The organism is Amycolatopsis sacchari, from assembly GCF_900114035.1.
In the GTDB taxonomy this organism is placed as follows: domain Bacteria; phylum Actinomycetota; class Actinomycetes; order Mycobacteriales; family Pseudonocardiaceae; genus Amycolatopsis_E; species Amycolatopsis_E sacchari.
The window spans coordinates 190,417-211,237 of the sequence record NZ_FORP01000006.1 but is presented as its reverse complement, the minus strand read 5'-3'; the positions used below and the strand labels follow the sequence as shown (position 1 = coordinate 211,237).

31 protein-coding genes and 1 tRNA gene are annotated in these 20,821 nt (G+C 68.1%); 18 read left to right on the top strand and 14 right to left on the bottom strand.

The genetic code is table 11. The annotated features are described in order from the left end of the window. The first annotated feature begins 50 nt into the window (after window positions 1-50). Window positions 51-317, top strand: coding sequence for a cell division protein CrgA (gene crgA / locus BMZ92_RS13180; protein ID WP_091506732.1), 267 nt, complete (start codon window positions 51-53; stop codon window positions 315-317). A 119-nt stretch (window positions 318-436) separates the two neighbouring features. Continuing rightward, entirely contained in the window at window positions 437-799 is a 363-nt protein-coding gene (locus BMZ92_RS13175) for a PH domain-containing protein (protein WP_245783034.1), read from the top strand. Here the strand turns inward: BMZ92_RS13175 and BMZ92_RS13170 are convergent. Then, window positions 788-1,729, bottom strand: coding sequence for a rhomboid family intramembrane serine protease (locus BMZ92_RS13170; RefSeq protein ID WP_177228669.1), 942 nt, complete (start codon window positions 1,727-1,729; stop codon window positions 788-790). The genes BMZ92_RS13175 and BMZ92_RS13170 overlap by 12 nt on opposite strands. A gap of 25 nt (window positions 1,730-1,754) precedes the next feature. After that, window positions 1,755-2,309, bottom strand: a complete 555-nt coding sequence (locus BMZ92_RS13165) for a peptidylprolyl isomerase (protein WP_091506727.1) — start codon at window positions 2,307-2,309, stop codon at window positions 1,755-1,757. Between the two features lie 89 nt (window positions 2,310-2,398). On the opposite strand from BMZ92_RS13165, the gene BMZ92_RS13160 reads away from it, so the two are divergent. Continuing rightward, on the top strand, window positions 2,399-3,061 hold the full coding sequence (locus BMZ92_RS13160) for a hypothetical protein (protein WP_091506725.1): 663 nt from the start codon (window positions 2,399-2,401) through the stop codon (window positions 3,059-3,061). Between the two features lie 63 nt (window positions 3,062-3,124). Here the strand turns inward: BMZ92_RS13160 and BMZ92_RS13155 are convergent, their stop codons facing one another. Continuing rightward, window positions 3,125-3,577, bottom strand: a complete 453-nt coding sequence (locus BMZ92_RS13155; RefSeq protein ID WP_091506723.1) for a DUF6918 family protein — start codon at window positions 3,575-3,577, stop codon at window positions 3,125-3,127. Window positions 3,578-3,718: 141 nt separating this feature from the next. Further along, window positions 3,719-4,243, bottom strand: coding sequence for a DUF2020 domain-containing protein (locus BMZ92_RS13150; protein ID WP_091506718.1), 525 nt, complete (start codon window positions 4,241-4,243; stop codon window positions 3,719-3,721). Between the two features lie 54 nt (window positions 4,244-4,297). On the opposite strand from BMZ92_RS13150, the gene BMZ92_RS13145 reads away from it, so the two are divergent. Next, the gene (locus BMZ92_RS13145) at window positions 4,298-5,245 is read left to right on the top strand and encodes a pyridoxal-phosphate dependent enzyme (RefSeq protein WP_091506716.1); all 948 of its coding nucleotides are present in this window, start codon (window positions 4,298-4,300) and stop codon (window positions 5,243-5,245) included. Here BMZ92_RS13145 and BMZ92_RS13140 read toward each other — a convergent pair. The 5 genes from BMZ92_RS13140 to BMZ92_RS13120 all read right to left on the bottom strand — a co-directional run bounded on the left by BMZ92_RS13140 (window position 5,238) and on the right by BMZ92_RS13120 (window position 8,936). Then, a complete protein-coding gene (locus BMZ92_RS13140; protein ID WP_245783033.1) occupies window positions 5,238-6,089 on the bottom strand; it encodes a spermidine synthase in 852 nt (283 codons plus the stop codon). The genes BMZ92_RS13145 and BMZ92_RS13140 overlap by 8 nt on opposite strands. Beyond that, on the bottom strand, window positions 6,086-6,592 hold the full coding sequence (locus tag BMZ92_RS13135) for a DinB family protein (RefSeq protein WP_177228668.1): 507 nt from the start codon (window positions 6,590-6,592) through the stop codon (window positions 6,086-6,088). Before BMZ92_RS13135 ends, BMZ92_RS13140 begins: the two co-directional genes overlap by 4 nt. A gap of 187 nt (window positions 6,593-6,779) precedes the next feature. Beyond that, window positions 6,780-8,126, bottom strand: a complete 1,347-nt coding sequence (locus BMZ92_RS13130) for a hypothetical protein (protein WP_091506710.1) — start codon at window positions 8,124-8,126, stop codon at window positions 6,780-6,782. 521 nt (window positions 8,127-8,647) lie between these two features. Further along, a tRNA-Ala gene (locus BMZ92_RS13125) sits at window positions 8,648-8,720 on the bottom strand. Window positions 8,721-8,747: 27 nt separating this feature from the next. Beyond that, a complete protein-coding gene (locus BMZ92_RS13120) occupies window positions 8,748-8,936 on the bottom strand; it encodes a DLW-39 family protein (RefSeq protein ID WP_091506707.1) in 189 nt (62 codons plus the stop codon). Between the two features lie 231 nt (window positions 8,937-9,167). Between BMZ92_RS13120 and BMZ92_RS13115 the strand changes: the two genes are divergently transcribed. Continuing rightward, window positions 9,168-10,211, top strand: coding sequence for a MerR family transcriptional regulator (locus BMZ92_RS13115; protein WP_245783032.1), 1,044 nt, complete (start codon window positions 9,168-9,170; stop codon window positions 10,209-10,211). Here BMZ92_RS13115 and BMZ92_RS13110 read toward each other — a convergent pair. Both BMZ92_RS13110 and BMZ92_RS13105 read right to left on the bottom strand, forming a co-directional pair. Then, window positions 10,208-11,062, bottom strand: a complete 855-nt coding sequence (locus BMZ92_RS13110) for a YceI family protein (protein ID WP_091506702.1) — start codon at window positions 11,060-11,062, stop codon at window positions 10,208-10,210. The two genes, BMZ92_RS13115 and BMZ92_RS13110, sit on opposite strands and share 4 nt — an antisense overlap. 94 nt (window positions 11,063-11,156) lie before the next feature. Further along, complete coding sequence (locus BMZ92_RS13105; protein WP_091506700.1) at window positions 11,157-11,336, bottom strand: helix-turn-helix domain-containing protein; 180 nt, start codon at window positions 11,334-11,336, stop codon at window positions 11,157-11,159. A 185-nt stretch (window positions 11,337-11,521) separates the two neighbouring features. Between BMZ92_RS13105 and BMZ92_RS13100 the strand changes: the two genes are divergently transcribed. Next, window positions 11,522-11,788 carry a hypothetical protein gene (locus BMZ92_RS13100; protein WP_091506698.1) on the top strand — a complete coding sequence of 89 codons (267 nt, stop codon included), beginning with the start codon at window positions 11,522-11,524 and terminating at the stop codon, window positions 11,786-11,788. Between the two features lie 260 nt (window positions 11,789-12,048). On the opposite strand, the gene BMZ92_RS13095 is transcribed toward BMZ92_RS13100, so the two are convergent. Beyond that, complete coding sequence (locus BMZ92_RS13095) at window positions 12,049-12,996, bottom strand: SUMF1/EgtB/PvdO family nonheme iron enzyme (protein ID WP_091506696.1); 948 nt, start codon at window positions 12,994-12,996, stop codon at window positions 12,049-12,051. A gap of 60 nt (window positions 12,997-13,056) precedes the next feature. Further along, window positions 13,057-13,866 carry an aminotransferase class IV family protein gene (locus BMZ92_RS13090; protein WP_245783031.1) on the bottom strand — a complete coding sequence of 270 codons (810 nt, stop codon included), beginning with the start codon at window positions 13,864-13,866 and terminating at the stop codon, window positions 13,057-13,059. Between the two features lie 172 nt (window positions 13,867-14,038). Between BMZ92_RS13090 and BMZ92_RS13085 the strand changes: the two genes are divergently transcribed. After that, entirely contained in the window at window positions 14,039-14,239 is a 201-nt protein-coding gene (locus BMZ92_RS13085) for a hypothetical protein (protein ID WP_091506692.1), read from the top strand. Here BMZ92_RS13085 and BMZ92_RS13080 read toward each other — a convergent pair. Then, window positions 14,236-14,619 carry a GntR family transcriptional regulator gene (locus tag BMZ92_RS13080; protein ID WP_091506689.1) on the bottom strand — a complete coding sequence of 128 codons (384 nt, stop codon included), beginning with the start codon at window positions 14,617-14,619 and terminating at the stop codon, window positions 14,236-14,238. The genes BMZ92_RS13085 and BMZ92_RS13080 overlap by 4 nt on opposite strands. A 115-nt stretch (window positions 14,620-14,734) precedes the next feature. On the opposite strand from BMZ92_RS13080, the gene BMZ92_RS13075 reads away from it, so the two are divergent. From BMZ92_RS13075 to BMZ92_RS13035, 11 genes are read left to right on the top strand one after another with little or no spacing between them, the layout of a single operon-like run. Further along, window positions 14,735-15,028: a hypothetical protein gene (locus BMZ92_RS13075; protein WP_091506687.1), complete on the top strand. Its 294-nt coding sequence runs from the start codon at window positions 14,735-14,737 to the stop codon at window positions 15,026-15,028. An 11-nt stretch (window positions 15,029-15,039) separates the two neighbouring features. Then, window positions 15,040-15,306: a hypothetical protein gene (locus BMZ92_RS13070; RefSeq protein ID WP_143249858.1), complete on the top strand. Its 267-nt coding sequence runs from the start codon at window positions 15,040-15,042 to the stop codon at window positions 15,304-15,306. Window positions 15,307-15,351: 45 nt separating this feature from the next. Further along, a complete protein-coding gene (locus BMZ92_RS13065; RefSeq protein ID WP_091506682.1) occupies window positions 15,352-15,906 on the top strand; it encodes a hypothetical protein in 555 nt (184 codons plus the stop codon). 9 nt (window positions 15,907-15,915) lie between these two features. Continuing rightward, window positions 15,916-16,068, top strand: coding sequence for a hypothetical protein (locus BMZ92_RS37365; RefSeq protein WP_177228666.1), 153 nt, complete (start codon window positions 15,916-15,918; stop codon window positions 16,066-16,068). Next, window positions 16,065-16,325, top strand: a complete 261-nt coding sequence (locus BMZ92_RS13060) for a hypothetical protein (RefSeq protein ID WP_091506679.1) — start codon at window positions 16,065-16,067, stop codon at window positions 16,323-16,325. Before BMZ92_RS37365 ends, BMZ92_RS13060 begins: the two co-directional genes overlap by 4 nt. Continuing rightward, complete coding sequence (locus BMZ92_RS37360) at window positions 16,322-16,498, top strand: hypothetical protein (RefSeq protein WP_177228665.1); 177 nt, start codon at window positions 16,322-16,324, stop codon at window positions 16,496-16,498. The genes BMZ92_RS13060 and BMZ92_RS37360 overlap by 4 nt, the downstream gene beginning before the upstream one ends. A gap of 5 nt (window positions 16,499-16,503) precedes the next feature. Beyond that, window positions 16,504-16,758 (top strand): hypothetical protein, encoded by a 255-nt coding sequence (locus BMZ92_RS13055; RefSeq protein ID WP_091506676.1) that lies wholly within the window; start codon window positions 16,504-16,506, stop codon window positions 16,756-16,758. Continuing rightward, window positions 16,745-17,083: a hypothetical protein gene (locus BMZ92_RS13050; RefSeq protein WP_091506674.1), complete on the top strand. Its 339-nt coding sequence runs from the start codon at window positions 16,745-16,747 to the stop codon at window positions 17,081-17,083. Before BMZ92_RS13055 ends, BMZ92_RS13050 begins: the two co-directional genes overlap by 14 nt. An 11-nt stretch (window positions 17,084-17,094) precedes the next feature. Next, window positions 17,095-17,301 carry a hypothetical protein gene (locus tag BMZ92_RS13045; protein WP_143249857.1) on the top strand — a complete coding sequence of 69 codons (207 nt, stop codon included), beginning with the start codon at window positions 17,095-17,097 and terminating at the stop codon, window positions 17,299-17,301. Further along, complete coding sequence (locus BMZ92_RS13040; protein ID WP_091506670.1) at window positions 17,298-18,434, top strand: hypothetical protein; 1,137 nt, start codon at window positions 17,298-17,300, stop codon at window positions 18,432-18,434. Before BMZ92_RS13045 ends, BMZ92_RS13040 begins: the two co-directional genes overlap by 4 nt. Next, entirely contained in the window at window positions 18,431-20,638 is a 2,208-nt protein-coding gene (locus BMZ92_RS13035; protein ID WP_091506668.1) for a hypothetical protein, read from the top strand. The genes BMZ92_RS13040 and BMZ92_RS13035 overlap by 4 nt, the downstream gene beginning before the upstream one ends. Window positions 20,639-20,821 lie beyond the last annotated feature (183 nt).

Genomic DNA, 20,821 nt, shown 5'->3' with positions numbered 1-20,821 from the left:
GCTGAACCCGCGCGCCACCGGCGAGTTCCTGTCGAGTACGCGAGGTCCCGATGCCGAAGTCCAAGGTCCGCAAGAAGACGGCGTATACCCCGCCCGCCGACCGGCGTACCCCGGTCAAGGTGCGTGCCGCGGGACCGTCGCACCCGGTCTACAAGGTCGTCATGTTCGGGCTCATGGTCATCGGGCTCGCCTGGCTCGTGGTCAACTACATCGCGGGCGACAAGATCGGGTTCATGGCCGACCTCGGCAACTGGAACTTCGCGATCGGCTTCGCGCTGATGATCTCCGGGCTGCTGATGACGATGCGGTGGCGCTAGGTCGGCTTCGATGTTGACCCGCTCGGCCTATTGACACCGAATTACACCACTGTGACTCATCCCCATTGTGGATAACTCCTGTGGATAACCCTTCCAGCTGGGCCCCACGGCCGGCTCTGGTGGCGGTCGCGCTACTCGGCGCCCTCGCGGCGCTCGCCGGTGCGGTCTTCTCCCCCGATCGGATGGGAGCGGTGCTGTTCGGGGTCGCGGCGGTCGTCCTCGCCGCGTTGTCCGCACACGGGCTGTTCGTCCGGCCCCGGCTGGCGGCCGACGACAGGGGCGTGCGCATCCGGACCACCGGCGGCGTGCACGAGTTCAGCTGGCCCGAGACGCACACGAGGCTGCGCAGCACGCGGCGCCTCGGCAGGGACAGCACGACGCTGGAGATCTCCGTCGGCGAGCAGTTGTTCGTGTTCGGCTGGCTGGAGCTGGGCACCGACCCCCGGGACGTGCTCGACGTGCTGGGTGCCCTACGGCGCTGAGCACTGCAGGCCCGCTCCGGACCCGGTGCACACGACGCTCGCCAGCTGGGCGTCACGCAGGAAGAAGACCCCCAGCAGCGCCACCAGCAGCACGGCCAGCGCACCCGATTGCCAGGCCACGCGGTTCTTCTCCGGCGCGTACACCAGCGCCGCCGTGGCCAGCGCACCCACGACGAGCCCGCCCAGGTGCCCGAACAGCGAGATGTTGGGCAGCGTCACCGTGATGATCAGGTTCAGCACGATCGTGCCGATCGCGGGCACGGGGTTGAGCCGCAGCCGCAGCACCGCGACGAGGATGCCGCCCAGCAGCCCGTAGATCGCGCCGGACGCGCCGGCCGTCGGCCCGTCGAACGCGCCGAACAGGTACACGAGCACGCTGCCGCCCAGCAGCGACAGCCCGTACAGCGCGAGGTAGCGGACCTTGCCGAGGAGCACCTCCAGCTCCCGGCCGATGATCCACAGCGAGAACATGTTCACCACGAGGTGGATGGGCCCGTAGTGCAGGAACCCGGCGGTGAGCAGGCGCCACCACTCGCCGCCCGCGATTCCCGGCGGCCACAGCACCCAGGCGTTGAACAGGCTCGACAACCGGTTGTTCATCGGGTCGTGCGCCTCGACCGCCGTGATGGCGTAGACCAGCACGTTCAGCGCGATGAGCACCGGCGTGACGACTAGCCGGGAGGAAACCCGGGCACCGGCGATCGTCCGCGCGCCGTGGCCCAGCGCGCGGTGCTGCCGGCGGGAGGTCTCGTGCTCCCGCCGGCCGGCCTGCACGCAGTCGATGCACTGGGCACCGACGGCTGCCTCGCGGAGGCAGTCCGGGCACGCAGGCCGGCCGCAGCGGGTGCAGCTCAGCCCGGTCTGGCGGCTGGGGTGCCACCAGCAGCCGGGCAGTGCGGCGGGCGGCGTGTGCGGTATCGGCTCGTTCACGATGCCGCCCACGTTACCCGCGTATTCAGCGTTCGATGTCGATCTTCTCGATGACCACGTCGGCGAGCGGGCGGTCGGCGACACCGGTCGCGGTGTTGGCGATCGTGTCCACCACGTTCTGCGAGTCCTGGTCCGCGACCTCGCCGAAGATGGTGTGCTTGAAGTTCAGGTGCGTCGTGGGCGCCACCGTGATGAAGAACTGGGACCCGTTGGTGCCGGGGCCCGCGTTCGCCATCGCGAGCAGGTAGGGGCGGTTGAACTGCAGCTCCGGGTGGAACTCGTCGCCGAAGCGGTAGCCGGGACCGCCGCGGCCGGTGCCCGTCGGGTCACCGCCCTGGATCATGAAACCGGAGATGACGCGGTGGAAGATCGAACCGTCGTAGAACGGCCCCGACTTGCCACCCTTGGCGTTCGGCTGGGTGTACTCTTTCGTCCCTTCGGCCAGGCCCACGAAGTTGGCCACGGTCTTGGGCGCGTGATCGGGAAAGAGGTTCAGCCGGATGTCACCGTGGTTGGTGTGCAGCACGGCGCGCACCTTCGTCCCCACGGGGGATTCGTTGCTCTCAGTCACGCGCCTCATCGTGCCATCCGCAGCGAGATCCGGCGGAAACGGGCAGGATAGATGCCGGGGATACATCCGAAGACGCAACGATTGACGAGGTGAAGGCCATGACCCGAGCCGCAGACTCGGTCGGCGAGTCGGTGCGGACCGGCTTGCTGGGCCTGCGTGAGCGCGCCGTGGAGGCGGGCAAGGTGGGCGCGGAAGCGACGGCCCGTGCGGCACAGGCGGCCGAGCAACTGCTCGCCGAGAACACCGAGGAACTCCGCAAGGAGGCCACCAAGCGGGGCCGCAAGGCACGCAAGGAGCTCGCCAAGGCCGGCGCGCAGAAGCGCAAGGAGCTGGCCAAGAAGTCGGGCCAGACCCGCAAGGAGCTGGCCAGGGCGAGCGCCGAGGCGCGCAAGGAGGCCGCCGCCCGGCTGGCCGAGATGCGGGCGCCGGGCCGCAAGGCGCGTGCCGCCGCGATCAAGGCCGCCAAGGCCGCGGGCGAGTCCAAGCGCAAGGCCAAGCGCGACTTCAAGTCCGCGAAGAAGGAGTTCAAGGTCGCGGTCGCCGAGGCCAAGGCCGCGGCGAAGGGTGAGCGCAAGCGCCGCCGCTGGCCCTGGCTGCTGGGCATCGGCCTGGCCGCCGCGGCCGCCGCCTACGCGCTGCGCGCCAAGGAGCAGCCGCCGGTCGCCACCGAGCCCCCGAAGGCCACGCCGACCCCGGCGGACCCGAAGCCGGCCACGAACGGTCAGGCTTCGACGCCGTCGCCGGCGCCGAAACAGGGCTGAGCAACGCGAAAGGCCGCCTCCGGAACCCTCCCGGAGGCGGCCTTCGGCGTGCGCAGCCGCGGCTCAGGCGTTGGCCGCGTGCTTGTCGATCAGCTGGCCGAGGCGGGGAAGCGCTTCCTCGACGTTCTTCTTGCCGTTCGGGCGCAGCTTCGAGTAGACCTTCTTGATGCTGTCCCGGCTGCTCTTCTCGGCGCGGGCGTCGGTGACCTCGAGCAGCGCGTCGGCCGCCTGGTCGCCCCGGCTCGACAGGTAGGCGCCGAAGTCGCCGCCGCCCTGGCCCTTGAAGTCGGCGTAGAACGGCTCGAGCTTCGCGGTGAAGTCGTCCAGCAGGCTGTCGACCGCGGACCCGATGATGCCCGGCTTGATCTTCTTGACCGCGGCGAAACCGGTCTTGATCACGGCACCGGAAACGCCGCCCTTGTCCGAGACCTCCTGGTCGACCAGGGTCTCCAGGTCGCTCACGACAGCCGGACGCCTGCTGGAGTCGAGCAGGATTTCCTTGAGGGTGTCAGCCACTGGTGTCTGTCCTTCTTCACTTCGAGGTACACGGAGGTTCGCTGCGGCCCTTGGCACGCCGAGACCGGGTGCTGGTCCTCCCCGGCCGCAGGTGGGGGTCAGCGTAGTACAAGATCAAGTGGCCACTTCAGCCACTGGGTGCTAAAGCCCGAGTGAAGAAATTGTTTGCTTCGCAACGGTTCTCGCCTTGACCGTCTGCGTCTGGTCGGTCGAGACCACGACCGCCGTGCCCGCCTTCGCCACCGCGTACACCGCGCCGGCCGCCGTCGCCTGGTAGCCACCCTCCCAGCCCGCGGGGTCCGTGGCGGGATTACTGCTGTTCACGGGTGCCGCCTTGTCCACCAAGGCCTTCGCGGTCGCCGGGTCACCGACGTACACGCGGACGGTCAGCTGGAGCTTGCCGCTGCGGGCGTAGAAGAAGCACGCCGGATGCGGTTTGTCGGCGGAGGTCTGCACCTTCGACACGTGCTGGCCGTTGGCGTCCGCGACGAACGAGGTCTCCAGGTACGGGCACGGGCCGGGACCGGTCGGCTGCGGATCGGGCGGCGGTTGCGCGGCGGTGGTGGCGGGCGGAGGCGCGCTGGAGGGGGCGGGCGCGGCGGACTGCGGTTGCGAGCAGCCGGCCAGCACGGCGGCGGTGCCGAGGGCGAGCGCGAGTCGACGCATGGGCCGACAGTAAAGCCATGGACGGTCAGTCCAGCACTTTGACATGCTGTCTGAGTGAACCTCGACGACATTCGCGCGGCCGCGACCCGGCTCGCCGGCATCGCCCACCGCACCCCCGTGCTGACCTCCCGCACCCTGGACGACCGCGTGGGCGCGCGGGTGCTGCTCAAGTGCGAGAACTTCCAGCGCGTGGGCGCCTTCAAGTTCCGCGGGGCGTACCACACGCTTTCCCGGTTGTCCCCGGAGCAGTTGGGGCGCGGCGTGTGCGCGTACTCGTCGGGGAACCACGCGCAGGCGGTCGCGTTGAGCGCGGCGCTGCTCGGGACCAAGGCGACGATCTTCATGCCGGAGGACGCGCCGACGTCCAAAGTGGACGCTGTGCTCGGGTACGGCGCTGAGGTGCGGCGCTTCGACCGGTACCGGGACGACCGGGCGGCGCTCGCCGGGGAGTACGCCGGGGAGCGCGGCATGGCGATCATCCCGCCGTACGAGCACCCGGACGTCATGGCGGGCCAGGGCACCGCGGCGCTGGAACTGCTGGAGGACGCGGGCGAGCTCGACGTCCTGATCGCCCCGATGGGCGGCGGCGGGCTGATGGCGGGCAGCGCGACGGCGGCGACCGCGTTGCGGCCGGGCATCAAGGTGATCGGCGTGGAGCCCGAAGAGGGCGACGACTACCGGCAGTCCCTCGCCGCCGGGAAGCGGGTGCGGATCGACGTGCCGCGCACGATCGCGGACGGCATCGCGACGAGCGAGCCCGGCGAGCAGACGTTCGAGATCAACCGGAAACTGGTTTCGGAGATCACGACGGTGACCGACGAGGAGATCGTCGAGGCCATGCGGTTCCTGTTCGACCGCTTGAAGATCGTGGTGGAGCCGAGCGGTGCCGTGGGGGTGGCGACGTTGCTGACCGGGAAGGTGCGCGCGGCGGGGAAGCGCGTCGGCGTGATCATCTCCGGCGGCAACGTGTCGGCGGAGCGGTTCGCGGCGTTGCTCAGCTGAACGAGTTCGGCGGCGGTACCGGAGCGGTCATCCGGTTCTCGTCGGTGAGTGGTTTCGCTTTGCCGTGGAAGGATTTCAGGTCGTCGCCGGCGAGGCAGCGCGCGGGGAAGGCCGCGGACGCCGCCCGGCCGGCGACGGCCCGCACGGGCAGTTCGTTCATCGACGCGGCGAGCACGATGTTGCCGTAGCGGCGGCCGCGCAGGACGCCGGGTTCGGCGAGCATCAACGCGTGCGGGAAGACTTCGGCGATCGTCGCGATGACGCGGCGCGTGAACAGCAGGCCCGGACCGTCCGCGATGTTCATCAGGTACACACCCGAGGACCGCAGGACGCGGGCGACGTCCGCGGTGAATTCGACGGTCGCGATTTCGCTGGGCATGCTGAACTGTTTGAACACGTCGGCGACGACGAGGTCGGCGGAGTCGTCGTGCCGCGTCGCGACCCCCTCGCGGCCGTCGGAGATGCGCACGCGGAGTTGCGGCACGCTGCGCAGGTCGAGGTGCTCGCGGACGAGCTCGATGAGGGGCCCGTCGGCGTCGAAGACGAGCTGGCGGGAACCGGGCCGCATCGCGGCGATGTAGCGCGGCAGGGTGCAGCCGGCGCCGCCGAGGTGCAACGCGTCGAGCGGCCCGCGGTCGAGCGCGTCGACGACGTCGGCCATCCGCCGGATGTAGTCGAATTCGAGGTGCCGGGGATCGTCGATGTCCACATAGGACTGTGCGACGCCGTCGACGCTGAGCAGCCACCCGCCGGGCCGGTCGGCGTCGGCGAGGAGTTCCGCGGTGCCGAAGCGCACTGGGTAGAGGCCCGGCACGGGTTCGGCTGGTTTGCGCCGCTTGCTCAAGCGCCGGTGGCCCCGTCGGTGCGTTCACGCAGGAGGTCGGCGTGCCCGTTGTGGCGCGCGTACTCCTGGATGAGGTGGAGGTAGAGGAAGCGCACGGAGAAGACCTGGCCGTCGTGGGTGAAGGTGTCGTCGAGGGCGGCGCTCGCGAAGATCTTGTCGGCGAGGCGCTGTTCCTCCAGCAGCCGCTCGTAGTCCGCGGCGGCGTCGGCGGGATCGGCGTCATCGAAGTCGACGTCCTTGCCGGGGTGCAGCCGTTCGACCCCCTCGGCCGCGAACCGCTCACGCAACCAGATGCGCTCGACCTTGGCCATGTGCCGCACGAGCCCCAGCAACGAAAGCGACGACGGCGGGACGGTGCGGCGGGCCAGCTCCTCGCCGGTGAGCCCGGCGCACTTGTGCAACAACACGCTGCGGTGCCAGGCGAGGTAGCCGGCGAGCATGGTCCGCTCGTCGGCCGCAGTCGAGCCGGAGAAGATCTCGACTTGGGGAGCTGTCCAGGTCACGGCCCCAGCCTAGCTGGCGAGGTTGTCCCGGGAGGTTCGGACGGTGTGCACCTGCAGATGGCGCACGATCGAGCTGTGCAGTGCGCTTTGACCCTCACTTGTCACGCGAAGTGGCTCATGAGTCTGTCTCCAGCACCACGCGCTCGTCTAGCAGCGGATCAGGTGACCCGCTGGTGGCCAACCGTGTCTACAGTCGGTCAGAGCTGTTGAAGGGCAGTTCAAGCAACTCCGAATCGTCCTTTTCAGCCCTCGTTTGCACCAACTTCTTCGGCGTCTTGGTCCAATCTGGGTCGTACACCCACTCTGCCCGACGCAGTTCATCGGACTTGCCGGGCTTCCAAAACTCAACAGGAGCCTTACGCATCCGCTTTCCCACCAGTGCGGCGAAATCCACCATGAAAACTACTGTGTCCACTCCTCGCCATGCGGTGGTGTTCGGCCTGGTCGTCACTATGCGATGCACGAAGCGAAGGTCTTCAAGTTCGACGATCTCCTGCCCCCAAGGCGTGTCGAGATGTTCACGGCGGATCAGGAAGAAGAACGTGTTGCGGTTCCGAACAAATTTCACCAGGTCATCAAACCGCTTCTCCAGCACCGGAGCTTCACGCCCCGCGTCATTGCGCAGGTCAGTCTGCTTCCTCTGCAGCCGAAGACCGGCTGCAGCCTGGACATGCTCAGCCCCGATTGTGAACGCATCCGCGTTCTTGTCACTGCGCTGCGTCGCTTCCCAGCCAGCGTCCGCTGCGGCGATAAGGAGGTCGAAGTAGTCACGCGCGACTGCCCCACCCGCGACAAGAACAGCTCGCTCGCGAGCCGTATCGGTCAGGACGTCACGGATCTTGAACCCTGCCGGTCCGAGTACCCCGTTCGCTACCTCTTCGAGAAACGTTTTTGCCGTGGCGAAGTCAGCAAGACCAACGTCGAGTGAGAGGTGCTGGAGGTCGTGCGGTGGCTGCATACCAAGAGGCGGATCACCGTCAACAAATGACTGCGTCCTCGAGTGCACACTACCGATCTTGAGCCAGACATTACTCCGCTTGGTGATGCCGTGAAGATGATCAAGGACGAACGGCTGGGTCTCCTTCGCAATGAAATAGAAGTCGTCCAGCACGACCAGTAGGGAGTTGCGACCATCGAGCTTGGCAGCATCTTCTAACGCGTGAGAGATCGCTGGGGCCAAGTCGCGCAGGAAGTCTTCCTTCCTCCGTGTTTGAGTCGATCTATGAGAGGTTTTTGTCTGCTTCGATCTTGTACCGCCGGCCGTCGCGCTCAACTTTGCGTACTGTTTCGCCACCCCACCATGGAGCGCGACGCCGAGATCGCTCTTCTCGGTCGTGTCCCGCTCCGTGCTCGTAGTGACCTCAACCCCCGCATCACGAAGTGCGGAGAGGACCGCGAGGAGTTGCTTTACCTCCTTGCGCAGCAAGCGCTGCGGCTTCTTCCACCCGCCCGGCTCGATAGCCTCCAGCACATCCATGATGATCTCTATGAGGACGTCTGGGTATTCGCGAGACTTGTGCTGCTCGACGTCCACGAAAATAACTCTCGCTCCGGCCCGCTCAGCTCGGCGTTGAAGAACAGCGAGTGTCGTGGACTTGCCGACACCACGACGTCCGGTGACCAGATGATTGACAGCCGACTCCAGTGTGGCGACCGTCCCCGGGCGGAGTTCGACAAAACGCTCACTCAGTGCATCGTCAGCCTGATTAGTAGTCCGCAGGGCCGCAGACAACGCTGCCTTGAAGGACTGGAGATTATTTCTGGTCAGCAAGGATTCCCCTGAGGTCGACTGCCCTGGCAGGCTACACGGCTAACTCAAGAATCTCCACATTTCCTTCTACGTCTACCGCCTCTGCTCGAGCCGGAGTGTTGGAAATTTTCAATTCGTGAAGTTTGAGCGAGTGTGAAGTGTTGCCGGTGCGAACTTTTGATAGGCCACACAGTTGACATGAGCGCTAGGCGAACACCCAGAAAGCCGGCAGCTGAGAGACGCCGGAGAGCACGCGAGCCGAGCCATCCAGAACGACGGTGATGCGGTGGCGGCATCGCACTACGTGGAGCTGAGGGGAATCGAACCCCTGACCTCTGCCTTGCAAAAGCAGCGCTCTACCAATTGAGCTACAGCCCCGGACCGCGGGCGGACCCGCGGGGAGTTTCAGTTGTTCTGGCCCGCACCCGCGGCGCGCGCCGGGGCGGTGCCGTTCGTCGAGACGGCGCCGAGCGGCTTGTCGGTGGGGGCGGTGGCCTCGCGCCACAGCTCGGCTTCGGCCTTGGCGTCCTTGTTGCGCTTGAGAACGAACAGCACACCACCCGCGACCACCGCGAGCGCCAACAGCTTCTTCACCTGAAGCCCCTTTTTCGACGTTTCCGCTGACTTCACGATGCTACCGGACCCGAGGCATACCACGTTCGAGGGCTGGGTAGCCGACTGAAGACGGGGCGCGAGCGCTCCGAGCAGTAACCCACTGACTACGGCCAGGGTCGTCGCGGCGTCGTTCCCCGTCGTCCCTGGCCGTTCCACGTGGAACCACGGCAGTCTTGACCTTGACCTCGGGGCAGGCCACACGGTGGTGGCATGAGGAGGGCGAGCTTGGGACTGCTGACGATCGGGGCGTTCGCGCGGGCGTCCCGCCTGTCGCCGAAGGCGTTGCGGCTGTACGACGAGCTCGGGCTGTTGCGCCCGGTTTCCGTCGATCCGCGGTCCGGCTACCGCTTCTACGCGCCCGAACAGCTCGAACGGGCCCGGCTGGTCGCGTGGCTTCGCCGGCTGGGCATGCCCTTGGCCCGGATCCGGCGGGTCTGTGAACTGGACGGACCTGCGGCCGCGGACGAGGTCGCCGACTACTGGCGCGAGGTCGAGGCCGATGTGCGGTCTCGCGAAAAGCTCGCTTCCTTCCTCATGAACCACCTCTCGAGGAAGGACGAACCCATGTCACCGCTGACCATCCGCTACGCCGTCCGCACCGATCGCGGCCTCGTCCGCGAGGAGAACCAGGACGTCGCCTACGCCGGGCCGAACCTGCTCGCCGTCGCCGACGGTTTCGGCGGCGCCACGGCCAGTGCCGCCGCCATCGACGCGCTGAAGCCCCTCGACGACACCGTTCCCGCCGGTGATCTGCTCAACGCGCTGTCCGACGCGGTCGAACGCGCCGGCACGGCCGTCCGGGAGCTCGGCGAGCACGTCGGGACCACACTCACCGCGCTCGTCCGGTCTGGCTCGCGGCTCGCACTCGTGCACATCGGCGATTCGCGCGTCTACCTGCTGCGCGACGGTCGCTTCTTCCAGATCACCCAGGACCACACGCTCGTCCAGTCGATGATCGACGACGGACGCCTCACCGCCGAGGAAGCGCTTTCACACCCTCAGCGCAGCCTCCTCGTCAAGGCGCTGCACAGCGACGGGTCCGCCGAACCGGATCTCGAACTCCGCGACGCCCAGCCCGGCGACCGCTACCTCCTCTGTTCGGATGGCCTCTACACCGCCCTCGAACCAGCGGCACTGCGCGAGGTGATGACGGACGTCGCCGATCCCGGGGAGGCGGTGCGCGAACTCGTCGACCTCGCCAACTCCCGCGGCGGTCCGGACAACATCGCCTGCGTCGTCGCGGACGTGGCTTAGGCGCGGACCGCCTGGACGTCCAGCCGGACCTCCACCGTCGACCCGACCACCACCAGTCCCTTGGCCAGCGTCTGCTGCCAGTTGATGGTGAAGTCCTCCCGGTGCAGTTCCGTGGTGGCGCGGGCGCCCAGGCGGTCCCCGTTCCACGAGCGCAGGCCGAGGTACCCGGCGTCGAGCCGCACGCCGCGGCTCGCGCCACGCAGGTTCAGCGTGCCGTCGAGGTACCAGCGGTCGCCCGCGGCCCGGGTGACGCGGTTGCTGAAGAAGTGCAGCCGGGGGTGGTTCTCGACGTCGAGGAAGTCGGCGGAACGCAGGTGCTCGTCCCGTTTCGGCGCCGCCGTGTCGATGCTCGCCGCGTCGATGACCACCTCGACGGAGGAGTCCTCGATCCGCGGGGCCACGTTGATGCTGCCGCGGAAGCTGGTGAACCGGCCGTGCACGAGGGACAGCCCGATGTGCCGCGCCACGAACCGGATCGACGTGTGGTCGGGGTCGAGCACCCACTCACCGGGCTCGGGCAGGCGCAGGCTCGCGTCCGGCTGCAGCTCGACCTCACCGAGCGCGGTGTGGTCGCCGCTCACGACTTCGACGTTGTGGACGCTTTCCCGGTATCCGCCGGCGCTGATCGTCACGGCGTACACCCCGGCGGCCGCGGTGCAGACGACGAGACCATAGTCGTCGGAGGTCGCACGGCTGGTGCGCTGGGTGCGCCGGTGCCGCAGCACGAGCTCGGCGCCCGCCAGCGGACGTCCGTTCTCGTCCCGCACGCGGGCGCTGACCAGCCCCGCCCCGGGGTCGAAGGTGACCGGCTCCCCCTGCCGACCATCCCTGCGCAGTAGGCGGCCGAACATCACTGCATCTCCCGTCACTCGTAGGTGCCCCATCGGACACTAACGAAGCGGCGGAAGGAGGTGCGCCCACACGTTAGGCAGACCACACCCGGGCCTACCTGCGGTTCCGCTCGTCGAGCTGGCGTTTGAGGTCCTCGATGTTCCAGCGGTGGTGCCCTCCCGCAGTGGTCAACGTGGGCTTGACCGAGCCCTCGCTGACCCAACGCTGGAGGGTGCGCCGGTCGACTCCGACGGCTTTCGCGGCATCCTTGGTCGGGACAAGATCACCGGGCACTTACCTACTCTTGCCTGCGTATGTCGCGATCGTCCACCCCGCTGGCGCGCTTGACAACAAAGACAGCAAGTTATGGCAGTTAGTCGCATTCGCAGCGACTAGCCGCAGTTATCACAGGAGCAAAGAGGTGAGCAGCGGTACGTCATCCTTGCCCGGCATGTGATTCCGAGCGGAGGAGACCGCCGATGGGCAGCGCTGTCGATCCCTCGCTCCTGCGTGAGCTGGGCAGCGGCCTCGTCGACCCGGAGCGCCCGGACGGAAGGGTGTGCGTCCGATGTGGCGCCCCCGCGACGCTCTACGCCGTCGATCTCCTCGAGTCGGTGTGGGACACCTGCGCCAGGCACCACGGCGCGGTCATGATCGACCTGCTCCACGGCGAGGTCGAGGACATCGGACCCGGCTGGCGCAGGCCCGCGTTGAAACTGCTCAGGTTTCCGCACCCCGACGCGTGAGCGCCCAGCACGAAATCAGGCCCCGTCTCCTTCGCGAGGAGACGGGGCCTGATGGTGTCCGGTGGGCCCAGGAGGACTTGAACCTCCGACCTCTTCGTTATCAGAAGAACGGGTCGCGTCTCAGTCGTTCCACGCGGTCTCAAACGGCCTGTTCGCACGCCATCGCGGCGCGCGGCCCGTCTCACCTCGTCTCAGGATTCACACGCTGTCACGAGCCGTTGTGGACACAGGATTGGACACCGCCTCGGGGCCGCTGCCTCCTAGCCACCGGGTTGGCGGGCGAGCAGCATCTCCAGCGTCTCGGCCGGTGTCGCACAACGAAAGCCCGTGTCGTCGTCGCACATGGCTGCGGCAGCGTCGTTGAAGGACGAGGGCGTGGCCCGGTCGAACGGACTCGTCCAGGCCCCACCCTTCAACTCGTATCGGCCGTGGCGCGTCTCGGTCGAGCACCACTCCCAGACATTGCCGCACATGTCGTAGACGCCGTACGGGCTGATGCCCGTCTGGTAGCAGTCCACGGGCGTGGTCGAGCCGACGCCGTTCTCCCGGACGTTGCACTTGGCGGGCGTTGGCTGGTCTCCCCACGGATAGACGGCTCCCCGGGTGCCGCGGGCTGCCTTCTCCCACTGCTGGCTGGTCGGCAGGGCCTTACCAGCCCACTCCGCGTAGGCCGTTGCGTCATTCCAGGTCACGAACACCACAGGATGGTCGCCGAGCTTCTCCACGTTCTCATCGCTCCAACGCTGAGGCGCGGGACGCCCCGTCGCAGTGAGGAACTGCGCGTACTGAGCGTTCGTGACCGGGTAGACGTCGATGTAGAAGTCGGGAACCCAGATCGGCTCGTTGCTCGGACCGGACAGGAAGACGCTGCCATCGACCTTCACCATGGTGCTGCCGTCTGCCGGATGCCTCACGCGGCTGCTGCCGATCAGGTCGGGCATCGCTTCCCCGGCCGCGTCGACCGGCACGAGAGAGCCGCCGGTCAGGTGCGAGAACCGGGCTCGCGTATCGGCATCGGACCGTGCCAAACAGGTGTCGAGTGCTGCCTGGTTTACAGGGCGGGGGTGGATGTTCTCCCGGCCTGCCTCCCACTTCGAGATCATCCGCTCACTCACACCGAGGTGTGCCGCGAACTCGCGAATGCTCATGCGCTTCGCCTCGCGAAGCGCGCGCACCTCGATCCCTGACCAGCGTTGAACCGTTGCCACTAGCTACTCCCCCACGGACTGGGCCTTCTCTGTGGAGCGTAGCGGGCTGTCCTCACCCGCTTACACAGCTTCGGAAGGGATGTCCGCGTACAGCTCCCGCAGCTCGTGCAGCATCTTGTGATCCGTAGGCCATTCCGTGCTGTCGACGGACGCGATCGGCCTGATGCCGGTGGCTGCGTTCGTGGCGAATGCAGCCTCCATGCTCGAAAGGTCCGAGAGTGTCAGCGGCTCCGACAACACGGGCTCATCGAGCGCCTGGTTGATCAGCGTCATGGTGATGCCTTGCAACCACTCGGCGCGCGGCCACACCACCCGTCCATCGCGGATGAACCCGATGTTCGAGGTCGCGATCTCGGAGATCGTGCCATCAGGGTTCAGGAACAGGACATCGTCGAACCCCTCCCGCTGAGCGGCCCGACGCCTCCGCAGTGCGCCGAACAGCCCGACGTGCTTGACCGCGGGGATCTCGCGCCGGTACGACGCGGCTTGCAGGCGCCAGGGCTCAGGTGTCGCCAGGCTTGCCGGCCGAGTCGTCACCAGCACGTGCGGGTCAGCGTCTGATCCTATGGTCCCCAGGTCGAACGCGGGATCAAACACCGTCACCCGCACGACTGTGGCCGGTTCCGACTCGGCGAGCGCGCGTCGGATGAACTCGCGCACCCGATCGGTGTCCAGCTCGACGTCGAATAGCTGGCGGCTGTCTCGCGCGAGACGTTGCATGTGGAGGGACAGCCCCTTCACAGTGCCGTCCTGAACCAACATGGACGTGAAGTGCCCGTAGTTGGTCAAGGCGAGCGCCTTCATTTGCTCGATCGTGGCGGGCGAACCGTTCAACTCCATGCCCTCAGCCTCCCATTCCAGCGCTCGCAACGCCCCTCCTCCGGGGCCGAAGTTCAGTGAAAGTTCAGGGCCTCAGGTTCGGCGAAAGTTCAGTAGTAGGGCGCTTTCGCGACAGTTCTCAGAACCCCGGCTTGGTCGCACTCTTGATGCATGAGCAACACCGGCGCTTCGAAAGCCGAGAGCCGAGACGAAAGGAGCCACGATGGCCAAGCAGACGCTCCCAGGACTGAAGACCGGCAGCGGCCTACTCCCAAAGGTTGTCGCCGCCCTGGTCGCGCTCGCACTCTTGGCGATCGTCGTCAAGCACCCCGCCGACGCGGCGACGTGGGCCAAGAGCATCGCCAGCGGGATCGGGGCGATCATCGACGGAATCGCCACGTTCGTCCGGCAGCTCAGCGCCTAATGCTGGGACTGCCGATGAAGCAACTCGGTCAGACGCTTCTCGATGTCTGCGAGCTGGCGAGCAGCGCCAGCAATCTCGGACTGCAAGCCCGCGACATGCTCCCTGATAGCCAGGAGCTCTTCGCTCTCGTTCACGTCGGCCGACCTGTCGCGGACCCGCGCTCCAGCGTTCCGCTTGATCGTCACGAACCCCTGGTCGCGCAGCAAACGCACAGCCGCGATCGCCGTGTTCACGGCTACGTCGAACTCGCTGGCTAGCTGCCGATAGGGCGGCAGAGGCGCTCCCACGGGGTACTCCCCCGCCTCGATCTTCGCCCGCAAGGCGTCGGCGACCTGCCGACTTGCAGGCGGTTTGCCACTCAACTCAGCCGTATCGACCACTCGTCCACCTTACCCAGATGTCTCACGACACGGGGTTGACAAGACCCCGCTACGTCCTTAATGTCTTGCGACATAGCGATGTCTCAAGACATCATCTACAACGAACGGGAGACCGATGAAGTTCGCAAGGATCACCAGCCCGGAAGCCGTTGACGCGCTGTTTCCGCTGGTCGATGAGGACATTTCCGCGGTGATGCGGGATGAGGAGATCGCGGCGGAGGTTGCCGAGATCGACGCGTTGATCGAGGAGGCCGAGCGGGAGTGGGCCGCCGCTGAGCGTGTGGAGTCGTTCCGGGTGTCGCGGGAGCTGACTGACCTGGTCAGCGCGCGTCGGGCGGTTCGGCGGGTGACGCGAGAGGTGCTGCGTTCCCGGATCCGGACCGGCAGCACGGGTAAGGCGGCTGCCTGACCATGTGGCGGTTGGACGGGGACTTCGAGGGCACCGCGGAACTCCACATTCCGGGTGGCACGAGTGCTGGGTCGGAGAGGCTCACGCTCACCTCGGGGCAGATCGGCCCGCAGGAGGAGGAGTTCTTCGGGCAGAGCCACTGTCACTGGCTGGCGGCGGCGATGAGCTGCATGACCGGCTGGGACGTGGTGGGGGTCAAGCTCTACTACCCCGAGCAGGGGTGGACGGCCGTGCACACGGCGGTGGCCGCGCCGGATGGGGCGGTGCTGGACATCTAGGGCCGTCACGACTCCCTGGACGCCTTCGCCGAGCGGTACCAGAAGTTGACCGGGCTGGAGGTGGAAGTGCGGCGGCTGCCGCGCGAGGAACTGTTCCACGACCACCTCGCCAGCACCGATCCGAGCCTGATCGACGACCCGTTGTGGTGGACCCGCACCGACCGCGACCGCCGGATGCCCGCCCTGTACCAGCACTACGCCCGGCTGGTGCTCACCAAGGCCGGATACGAGGTGCCCGAGCACTGCCGTCCCGCGACAAAACCGCACGCCAACCAGAGGCACACGCCCGCGCCGCCGAGCACTACGGCGACCACCAACCCAACAGGAGGAACACCCGCCATGTCGAGCATCGAGGAAATCCGCGCGGTTCTGGCTGGCAGCAACGAGCAGGCCGAGGGTGTGCTCGGCGCGCTCGCGCAGGCATCCCAGGCCGCGTCCGAAATCCAGGGCCGCCTGCACTCGGTGGCCGGGGGCAGCAGCCAGGCACCCGTGCAGGAGGCGCTGAGCCTTTACGCCGAGCTGTGCAACACCGTCGACCAGCTCATGGGCATGGTCACCGCCGCCCGCTCGGCGGTCGAGACCTACGCCGCCAGCCTCTAGGAGGCCACCGTGACCAACGCCCAGCCCATTTCGCGTCCCAGCGCGGCGCACTCCGCCAAGAACGCCACCGCGCCGGGACTCCCCAACCAACCGCGACACGACTCGAAGGGGACCCACATGGTGTCACAAACCATCCTGGCCGAGCTGGAGGAAGCCGCGTGAGCGCACGTATCGCGGTCGGCACCACCCCGGCCCAGCTCAAAACGCTGTGCATCCGCCGCTACGAGGCCACCACCGGCAAGCGATGGCGGGAGGCCACCGACACGGCCAAGCGGAAGTGGCTGGCCAAGACCGAGCCGGTGATCCGCGCCGAGGAAGGCGTCGCCGCCGACGCGGTGTGGCGGGACGGGGCGTGGCAGCCCGCCGGCCAAACCGACCTGTTCTCCCTGACCAACGCCGAGACGGAGGTTCCGGCATGAGCAAGACCAAGACCCACGTGCTGCCCAAGAAGAACACCCTGCGCAAGCTGCTCTGGCTCGCCGTCCTGGTCGCCGTCGTGGTGTGGATCGTGCAGCACCCCTACCAGGCCCGGCACGCGCTGGACAGCGTCGTGCACGCGGTGACCGTGCTGTTCTCCGGACTGGGCAGGTGAGCGGCATGTCGATGTTCGAGGTTCTGCGCAGGTTCGGGACGTTCGCGCTGCTGGTGTTCACCGGCGCGGTGCTGGTGTTCCTGCTGCTGCACCTGGTCCGCATCCCTCTCGTGCTGATCGCGAAGGTCCTGGAGATCACGATGCGCCGCCTGGACGGCTTCGTGGCCCGGCACGCCAGCAAGCCCCCGGCCGGTCCGGTCAACCAGTTCTTCCACCACCCCACCGTCACTCGGGAGGAGGCCATCAATGTGCACGCCTGAGCCCAAGCCCACCACCGACCACACCGGACAGTCCGCGACCGATGCTGCGGTCGAGGCCCGTCGCGCGGCCGACCTGGCGATCTACACCAACGCCAAGTACCCCACCCGCACCACGCAGACCGTGTCCTGGCTCGGCTGGCACTTCGGCGAGCTGACCGGGGTGGTCGCGCCGCTCGGCCTTGGAGTCGCGGTGTGGGACGGCTTCTACGCCGTGTCCGTGCTGACCGCACTCGGCTGGGCAGCGCACGAACTGCGCCTGCGCCGCCAGCAGCGCGCTCTGCGCACCCGCAAGGAGTCCACGAAGGACGGAGAGGTGTCCGGATGAAGGCGAGGCGCGTGGCTGATGCGGCAAACGCGTGGACGGTCGTGGTGACCGTCCCGAATGGAGAGACCGTCGCGGCCGGGAACTGGCCGGACCTGATCGAGGCCCGCACCTGGGCACGGGAGACCAACCGGGCGCGGCTCGTGCTGGTCCGGGGCGTGCTGCCGCTGGTGTCGGCCCGCGACCTGATGACCGAGCTGGAAAGGGGGATGTGGCAGTGAGCTGGTACGAGGAGCGGCGCGAGAACAAGCGCACGGAGGCGATGATCCGCCGCGAGGATGCCGCCGCGGCCGCGCAAGTGCGCATCGCCGAGCGGCAGGCCACCGCGCGGATCAAGCGTGAGGACGAGGAGGCGCGGCAGAAGGCGCGGGAGGAGGCGGCGGATAAGCGTCGTGCCCGCTGGCGCGCCACCTGGTCCACGGTCTCCGGATGGCTCGCCGCGCACGTGGTGGAGCTGCTGATCTACCCGATCGCGCTGCTGTCGTTCGTGCTGGCGGCCCCGGCGATGGCCCGGTACGGCGTCACGGTGTTCGCCTCCGAGCTGGGCGCTCTGCTGCCCGGCATCACCGAACTGGGGATGTGGGCGTTCGCGGTCGCAGTGGTGATCGAGCGCCGTCGCCACCCGGACCGCTCGGTGTGGGGTCTGGTGGCCGGGGTGCTGGTGTTCGGCGCAGTCGCCTTCGGCATCAACTTCACCCACGGCCTGACCACCGCCTGGGACCACGGCGTGGTCATGGGCGTGGCCTCGATCGCCGGGGTGGTCGCCCACCAGCTCACGCTCGCCACCGCGCCGAAGTCCGGCCAGCAGCGGCGGGAAGCGCGGATTGAGCGGGCCGCCGCCCGCAAGGTCGCCCGCATCCGCAAGGCCGCGATCCGGCGCGCCGTGGCCGAGATCGACGCGGACGGGTCGGCCCGGCTGCTCTACGCCCCCGGCCGCTACAGCATCACCCGCTGGCGGGCCTTGAAGCCCGCGACCGTGCCCGGCCTGCCGGTGGCCGCCTCGACCGACTGGGACCGCGAGCTGGCCGACCTGCTCGCCACCACCGGCGCGGCCACCGCCACCGATCCGACTCCGTCGATCGAGGGCGAGCAGGAGCCGCGGGACTCGATCGAGGGCGGGCAGGTGGCGACCCTCGACCACGGCCCTGACCTGCATGAGTCGACCCCGGACCGGCCGGTGATCGACCGCAAGCCGGGCCGCTCGATCGAGCAGCTCCGCGCCGAGCTGGCCGCCGCGATCGAGGCCGGGACGGTCAACCCGACCTCCGCCGAGTCGATCCGCAAGACCCTGCGCATCGGGATCGCCCGCGCCCGCCAGCTCCGCGACGAACACACCAAGGGAGGACGCAAGTGACCCAGCACGAGCAGGACGAGTTGGCGCGGGTGCACTACCTGCCCACCCACCGCGCCGACACCACCCCGACTCCCTCCGAGACCGAGGTGGTGGAAGGGGAGCTGATCTCCGAGGAGGAGTACCAGCGACTGTTCACCCAGCGCGGGCAGGCCATCGAGCGCTACAAGGGCTACCGCCGCGACCTCCTCACCGCAGGGCGGGCGGTGAAGACCGTCGCCTTCCACGACCGCACCAAGAAGGGGCTCAAGGCGGCCGGGCGGCACGTGTTCGGCTACCCGATCGCCGGGGCTGGGGTGGTCATCAAGCGGTGGCGCGACACCCACGGCGCGTCCCGCTACGAGCGGCAGATGCTGGCCGCGGAGATGGAGGGCAACCACGAGCGGCTGCTGGAGTGGGAAGCCCGCGACGTGGCGGAGAAGCAGCGCCGCCACCAGCGGGTCATGGACTGGGTGGCCGCGCCCGGCCAGTGGATCAAGGCAGGGGCGCTCGGGCTCGTCGGTGTGGCCGGGTTCCTGCTGGTCCTGGGCATGATCCTGGCGGTCAGCTCCGGGCACATCGCCGACGTGATCGGCCCGATCTCGGCGGTGGTGGACGCGATCGCGTTCGCTGTGTGGTTCGTGGTCACCTACGGCGTGTTCCTGCTGGCTGGCGGAACCGCAGCAGCGTTCTACTACCTGCACCAGCAGGGCCGTAAGCACGTGGAGCTGCCGAGCTGGTTGCGCTCGGCTCCCGCCGCTGGCGGTCCGGAGGCGGCGGTGGACGAGTCGGTGATCATGAACGCGCTGCGCAACCTGGGCCACCCAGCGCTGAACAAGAAGCTCAAGGAGGGCTGGGGTACCGCGATCACCCCGACCTGGGTGCAGCCGCCGCTGCCGGTCGGCCACGGCTGGGAGTTCGTCCTCCGGCTCCCGGCCGGGGTGCCCGCGACCAGCATCAACGCCCGCAAGACCGTCCTGGCGCACAACCTCGGCCGACGCCCTGAGGAGGTCTGGGTCGAAGTCGACGACAACGACCCGATGGCAATGAAGTGCCTGGTCCTGGACCCGGGCTCGCTGCGGAAGCCGGTGCCGGACTACCCGCTGCTCGACGGCGGCCAGACCGACTTCTGGACCGGGTTCCCGGTCGGCATCGACGCCCGCTGGAACGACGTGACCACCCCGGTGTTCGAGCGCAACTTCGTCAAGGCCGGGATCATGGGCTCCGGGAAGTCCACGCTGGCGCAGACCGAGCTGGCCGGGGCGGTGCTCGATCCGCTGGTGGACATCGACGTGTTCTGCTTCGCCGAGAACAACGACTACGAGTGGCTGCGCCCGGTCGCCTCGATCATCTCCATGGGCGACACCGCCGAGAACGTCCAGGCGTGCATGGCCCACATCCACGCCCTGCACGAGTCGTTGGCCGAGCGTGGCCGGCTGCTGCGCGAGTACGGCATCAGCGCCGTGACCCGCGAAGCCGCGGAGAAGGACGACCGGCTGCGGCCCCGGTTCGTGGTCATCGACGAGTGCCAGAGCTTCTTCCGGCAGGACAAGCCCGAAGACCGGCGCGAGGTGGTCAACCTGGTGGTGCGGTTCTTCTCCGCCGCCCGCAAGTACGGGATCGTGCTGAACTTCGCCACCCCGACCCCCTCAGACCAGTCGCTGCCGCGTGACCTGGTCGCGGTCACCACCAACAAGGCGTGCTTCGCCATCGGCGACAAGGCCCGCAACAACGTCGTGCTCGGCGAGAAGGCGTACGAGAACGGGCTCTCGGCGCTGGAACTGAAGCCCGCGGTGAAGAAGGGCGGCAAGATCGTGGCGCTCAACGACGTGGGCACCTCGGTCACGGTCGGGTACATGGACACCCCCGGCTTGCTGCGCTCCTACAACCTCACCGACGAGCAGAAAGCCGCGATCGTCGCCCGCGGGGTCGAGCTGCGCGGCGGCCGGGTCCGCCGGGCCGCGATCGAGCAGACCGAGCAGCGCGACCTGCTCGCCGACGTGGCCGCGGTCCTGCTGCCCGGGGAGGACAAGGCCAAGGCCACCGACGTGTGCGCCCGGCTGCGCGAGCTGGCCCCCAGCTACCGCCCCTACCTCAGCCTCAAAGCTGAGGGGCTGCGCGACCAGCTCGCCGAGCACGGCTGCAAGGTCACCAAGGTCGGTGTCCTCATGGTGTTCACCGATCGTGTCCAGCAGGCGCTCGCCGCCCGCGAGGGAGGGAACGCCTGACCAGGCCGGAGAACCCGCCCACCAGCCCGCGCCGCGGGCGGGTTCTCCCTCCGCTCCCTCGCTCCCTTCCACGCTGAAACCGCAGATCAACCCTAGGGAAGCCGCCTAGGGGCACGCCGAGGGAATTTTCCCTACCCGCCACTGGATTCCCTCGCCCACTCCCTACGGGTTCCCTACCCGCGC